Below are 5,065 nucleotides of genomic sequence, written 5' to 3' on the forward strand. Positions count from 1 at the left end.
CATATTTGGGGCCGTGATCGCGAATGATATCCAGATTCTGATAGACGGCATCAGCGGTGCCGCGATACCAGTTGACCTCGTCCACCCGTTGCTGGGCTGGCAGCAGGTCGATGAACTCGTTCATCTGGTAGCGCAGGAATGACCAGCCCGATTGCAGGTGGCGCAGCAGGCTGTGGGACTTGTACTGGGTGACTACGCCGACCCGGCGGATCCCCGAGTTGATGCAATTGGAAAGTACGAAGTCGATGATGCGGAACTTGCCGCCGAAATGCACTGCCGGTTTCGCCCTGTTGTCCGTTAACTGCTTGAGGCGACTGCCCCGCCCTCCTGCGAGAACCAAAGCCATGGTCTCGTTCAGCAATTGTCTGGATTTTGCTGTATTGGCAGGTTGTAACAACATTGAATCCCCCTTTATTGATACATCCCTTCGATAGTGCCTCCTTTGGAGCTTGTTTGAAAGTGCTTTCACTCACACTTCTCATACGGTTTTTCGACCAAGTGATGATTTTGTCATTTTAGGTGGCAGAATTTGTCGCAGGCAGCGCGATAGTTCACCAGATGTCAGGTTGTCAGCGGGCTGAAAGGGGGTGATTACTTTGAATAAACAGCGTTTTTTAAACAAACACCCGCCGAAGCGGGTGTCTGTTTAACGGGGGGGACTTGCACTAGAAGAGATCGTCTTTCTCATCCTTGGTGGGCTCCAGACTCCAACCTGTTGCATCACTGCTGCTGGCTATCTGGCCCTTATCCTTCCACAGCTTGATCTTGAGGCGCAGGTTGTTGGCCGAGTCGGCGTTTTTCACCGCCTCTTCCTCTTCTATCACCCCTTCGACCACCAGATCGAACAGGGCGCTGTCGAAGGTGACCATGCCGAGGGCCTTGGATTTCTCCATCACCTCCTTGAGACCGCCAAATTCACCGCGCTTGATCATGTCGCGGATGGTATGGGTGCCGAGCATGATCTCCACCGCCGCCCGGCGGCCGCCGTCCGTGGTTTTGACCAGCCGCTGGGAGACAAACGCCTTGAGGTTGTTGCCCAGATCGTTGAGCAGCTGCGGGCGGCGCTCTTCCGGGAAGAAGTTGATGATGCGGTCCAGCGCCTGGTTGGCATTGTTGGCGTGCAGGGTGGAGATGGCAAGGTGGCCGGTTTCGGAGAAGGCCAGTGCATGCTCCATGGTTTCGCGGTCGCGGATTTCACCGATAAGGATCACGTCTGGTGCCTGGCGCAGGGTATTCTTGAGCGCGGCGTGGAAGCTGCGGGTATCTACCCCCACCTCCCGCTGGTTGATGATGCTCTTGCGGTGGCGGTGAACGAACTCCACCGGATCCTCGATGGTGATGATGTGACCGCCGCTGTTGCGGTTGCGATGGTCGATAAGCGCGGCAAGTGATGTCGACTTGCCCGAGCCGGTTCCGCCCACAAACAGCACCAGGCCGCGTTTCTCCATGATGGTGTCGAGCAGTACCGGGGGGAGCTTGAGATCTTCAAAGCGCGGGATCTCGGTTTTGATGTTGCGGGCCACCAGAGAGACTTCGTTGCGCTGCTTGAAGATGTTGATCCTGAAACGGCCGATCTGCGGCAGGGAGATGGCGAGGTTCATCTCCAGCTCCTTCTCGAATTGCAGTTTCTGCTCGCCATCCATGATCGCGGCGGCAATGTTTGCTACCTCGCCCGGCTCGAGTGGCGTCTCCAGAAGGGGACGTAATCCGCCATTGAACTTGGCGCAGGGGGGAGCGCCGGTTGACAGATAGAGGTCGGAGCCGTCCTGTTGGGCCAGGATCTGTAACATGTCTCGCAATTCCATTTTTTGCCTCGTCTATCAAGGAGATGTCGTGATGGGGGATGTGATTGAGTGTACAGCCTCAGGCGCCGGTCAGTTTCTCGCGAAACACAAAAAACACTGCGCCCATGATGCAGAGCCCTGCCCAGAGGTAGTCCCATTTCAGGTCTTCCTTGAGATAGAAGATAGAGAAGGGGACGAACACGGTGAGGGTGATCACCTCCTGCAATATCTTGAGCTGGCCCACGCTCATCACCGTATGGCCGATGCGGTTGGCGGGCACCTGCAACAGGTATTCGAACAGGGCGATACCCCAGCTCACCAGGGCGGCGATGATCCAGGGTTTGTGGTTCATGCTCTTGAGGTGGGCGTACCAGGCGAAGGTCATGAAGACGTTGCTGCATAGCAGCAGACCGATACTGGTAATGATAGGGTTCATTGGATCTCCTTTAAAATCAATCGCATTTTATCTCTGAGTCGCGGGTTTCTATAAGTGGGGCCGCAGGTTTTTTTTTAATCCATCAAGGATGGGGTAACACTAGGGTTCACAGGATGGGCAAGACAAACTGGGGTGTGCTTGGTGTGCTTGGTGTGCTTGGTCTGCTGTTTGCCTGGTGCATGGGCATGAGCAAGCACTCACCCCATCAGGCGCTCAGACAGCCGTTGGTGCTGGCGCTGCAGGCACTGGTGGCCAGCGGCGAAATCCAGGCCCTGGCCAAGGCTTACCAGCCTTGACCTCGGGTGGTAACACGCTGTTATCATGCGTTTTTCATCCTTGTGTGCCGGGCTGGTCAATCCAGCATCGGCGCCGGGCCTTGTTCACGTTCGGGGATCCTCTGTGTATCTCTCTCTGCTCGCCCGCCAGCGACGCTGGCAGCGGCGCTGGTTGCTCGGCCTGGTGCTGTTGACCCTCACGCTGTTTCTCTTCTCCCTCGCCTGGGGCGAGTTCGTGCTGCTGCCCTGGCAACCCATGGGGGAGCTCGAACAGCGCATCCTGCTGGAGCTGCGGTTGCCACGCGCCTTGCTGGCCCTGCTGGCGGGGGCCGCGCTTGCCTGTGGCGGCGCCGTGCTGCAGGTGATGCTGCACAACCCGGTGGCAGAACCCGGTCTGCTCGGTGTCTCGAGCGGGGCGGGATTGGCTGCCATGGTGGCGATGGCGGTGGCCAAATCCCTCGGCGTCTATCTGCCGGGCTGGGGGCTGTCGCTGGCGGCCTTCGGTGGCGCGCTGCTGGTGACCATGTTGCTCATTCGGCTGGCGCGCCGCGCCCGTCTCGGCCATGCCCGCTTGCTGCTGTTTGGCGTCGCCATCGGCATTCTCACCAATGCTGCCATGACCTGGCTGATGTACTTTGCCGACGATGGCTCCCTGCGCGAGTACATGTTCTGGATGATGGGCAGCCTCGCCTACGGCAGCCAGCAGATCGCCTGGTGGTGGCTGGTGCTGCCGCTCACCCTGGGTTGGATCTGCTGGCAGGGCAAGGCCTTGCAGCAACTGCTGCTGGGGGAGACCCAGGCCCGTCTGATGGGGCTGGACGTGAACAGGATGCGGGTGCGGCTGGTGTTGGCGGTCTGTCTGCTCACCGGTCTTGCGGTATCCTTGTGCGGTGTCATCGGCTTCGTCGGGCTGGTGGTGCCCCATCTGCTGCGGCTGTGCGGCGGTAGCGACCAGCGCTTCCTGTTGCCCGCCTCGGCGCTGGGGGGCGGAGCCCTGCTGCTGGGGGCCGATCTGGTAGCGCGCTCGGCCTTGAGCGCAGGTGAGTTACCCATCGGCGTCATCACTGCCTCGGTGGGGGCGCCACTCTTTATCTACCTGCTATTGAGGCAAGATGCCGATGTCGCCCGCTGATCCCATCTCTGTTGATCGTGCTGCTGCGCCGCTGCTGGAGGCGCGCGCGCTCGCCATTGCCGGACGGCTCTCTCCCCTCGATCTGCGTTGGCATGGCGGCCAGCTGGTGGCGCTGCTCGGTCCCAATGGCAGTGGCAAGTCGACCCTGCTCGGCGCGTTGGCGGGGATCTTGCCCGCCGAAGGCACAGTGCTGCTGGGGGGGGAAGTGCTCACTGATCTGAGCTGGCCCGAGCTTGCCAAACGGCGCGCCATGCTACCCCAGCGTCAGCCTCAACTGTTCCATATTCCGGTGTTTCAGGTGCTGAGTTTGGGGCTCGATCAGGGGGTTGCGCCTGCCAGACAAAACGAGGCGATCAGGGCGTTGTGCGAGGCGCTGGAGCTTGAAAGCTTGCTGGCCCGGGACTTCAGCCGACTGTCGGGAGGCGAGCAGCAGCGGGTGCTGATTGCCCGTACCTTGTTGCAGCTGTGGCCGAGCCTCAACCCGACCGGCAGGGTGCTGCTGTTGGACGAGCCGCTGGCGGGGCTCGATCTGCACCATCAGCTGGCGCTGTTGCGGCTGCTAAAGACGCTGGCCCGTCAGGGCTTGCTGGTGGTGCTCGCCATCCACGATATCAATCTGGCCATCGACTGGGCGGATCGGATCCTCTGTCTGCAACAGGGGCGAGTGGTGAGCGAGGGGGGGGCAGAGCTTATCGACGAGGCGTTGCTGGAGCGGGTGTTTCAGATAAAGACAGACCGCGTCGAGGCGGCCGGTCGGGTCTGGTTTATGCCCAGCTTGTGAGAGGCGCGTTGGCATGGGGCTAAGCGAAGCCCAATGCGTGTCAGGCAAAACGGATGCAGGGTGGGTCGCGGCTTGCGCGGCTCACCCTCCCTCTCATTGTTTATCCAGATAAGATGCAGCTTACTTTAACCCTGTCTGGTTTTATCCAACCGCACCTGCGCCGCTTCAGCCAGCATGGCCAGCAGGGTTTCGGTGTCGCTCCACGACAGGCAGGCATCCGTGATGCTCTGACCAAAGGTGGCGGCGCAGCCGTTCTCCACATCCTGACGTCCTTCCACCAGGAAGCTCTCTGCCATGATGCCGGCGATGCCGGTGCGGCCACGGCGCAGCTGATCGCAGATGTCTTGGGCCACCAATAGCTGACGGCGGTGATCCTTCATGCTGTTGCCGTGGCTGAAATCGACCACCAGGCGCTCGGGCATGCCCACGTCGGCCAGCGCTTCACACGCTTCGTCGACGCTGGCGGTGTCGTAGTTGGGCCTGTGGCCGCCACGCAAGATCACATGGCCAAAGGGGTTGCCGGCTGTGCGGTAGATGGTCATCTTGCCGTCCTTGTCCGGGGAATAGAAGATGTGGCTGTGGCGGGCGGCACGTACCGCATCGATGGCGATGCGGGTGTTGCCATCTGTGCCGTTCTTGAAGCCGACCGGGCAGGAG

6 protein-coding genes and 1 pseudogene are annotated in these 5,065 nt (G+C 60.5%); 3 read left to right on the forward strand and 4 right to left on the reverse strand.

The features are described 5' to 3' along the window. From AAC083_RS23195 to AAC083_RS15520, 3 genes are all read right to left on the reverse strand, one after another. Window positions 1-400, reverse strand: a 400-nt coding sequence (locus AAC083_RS23195; RefSeq protein WP_258224715.1) for a sugar phosphate nucleotidyltransferase, incomplete at its 3' end; no start/stop codon positions are given. Between the two features lie 265 nt (window positions 401-665). Then, entirely contained in the window at window positions 666-1,805 is a 1,140-nt protein-coding gene (tapW, locus tag AAC083_RS15515) for a type IVa pilus ATPase TapW (protein ID WP_042035531.1), read from the reverse strand. 58 nt (window positions 1,806-1,863) lie between these two features. After that, a complete protein-coding gene (locus tag AAC083_RS15520) occupies window positions 1,864-2,220 on the reverse strand; it encodes a DMT family protein (RefSeq protein ID WP_042035532.1) in 357 nt (118 codons plus the stop codon). A 179-nt stretch (window positions 2,221-2,399) separates the two neighbouring features. Between AAC083_RS15520 and AAC083_RS23200 the strand changes: the two are divergent. From AAC083_RS23200 to AAC083_RS15535, 3 genes and pseudogenes are all read left to right on the forward strand, one after another. After that, window positions 2,400-2,516 (forward strand): annotated as a pseudogene (locus AAC083_RS23200) (ABC transporter substrate-binding protein); the annotation flags it as partial. A gap of 103 nt (window positions 2,517-2,619) precedes the next feature. Next, window positions 2,620-3,627, forward strand: a complete 1,008-nt coding sequence (gene btuC / locus AAC083_RS15530) for a vitamin B12 ABC transporter permease BtuC (RefSeq protein WP_108537061.1) — start codon at window positions 2,620-2,622, stop codon at window positions 3,625-3,627. Next, window positions 3,614-4,408 (forward strand): ATP-binding cassette domain-containing protein, encoded by a 795-nt coding sequence (locus AAC083_RS15535; protein ID WP_181364773.1) that lies wholly within the window; start codon window positions 3,614-3,616, stop codon window positions 4,406-4,408. Before btuC ends, AAC083_RS15535 begins: the two co-directional genes overlap by 14 nt. 125 nt (window positions 4,409-4,533) lie before the next feature. Here AAC083_RS15535 and AAC083_RS23205 read toward each other — a convergent pair. Further along, a partial coding sequence (locus tag AAC083_RS23205) for a 3-deoxy-7-phosphoheptulonate synthase (RefSeq protein WP_258224716.1) occupies window positions 4,534-5,065 on the reverse strand: 532 nt, incomplete at its 5' end.

Origin of the sequence: Aeromonas sp. HMWF014, from assembly GCF_963878295.1 — a bacterium.
GTDB classification, from domain to species: Bacteria; Pseudomonadota; Gammaproteobacteria; order Enterobacterales; family Aeromonadaceae; genus Aeromonas; species Aeromonas popoffii.

Excerpts from the sequence above, each read along its gene's own strand:
- AAC083_RS15520 (WP_042035532.1), bottom strand. The coding sequence starts at position 2,220 with ATGAACCCTATCATTACCAGTATCGGTCTGCTGCTATGCAGCAACGTC.
- tapW (WP_042035531.1), bottom strand. The coding sequence starts at position 1,805 with ATGGAATTGCGAGACATGTTACAGATCCTGGCCCAACAGGACGGCTCC.
- AAC083_RS15535 (WP_181364773.1), top strand. The coding sequence starts at position 3,614 with ATGTCGCCCGCTGATCCCATCTCTGTTGATCGTGCTGCTGCGCCGCTG.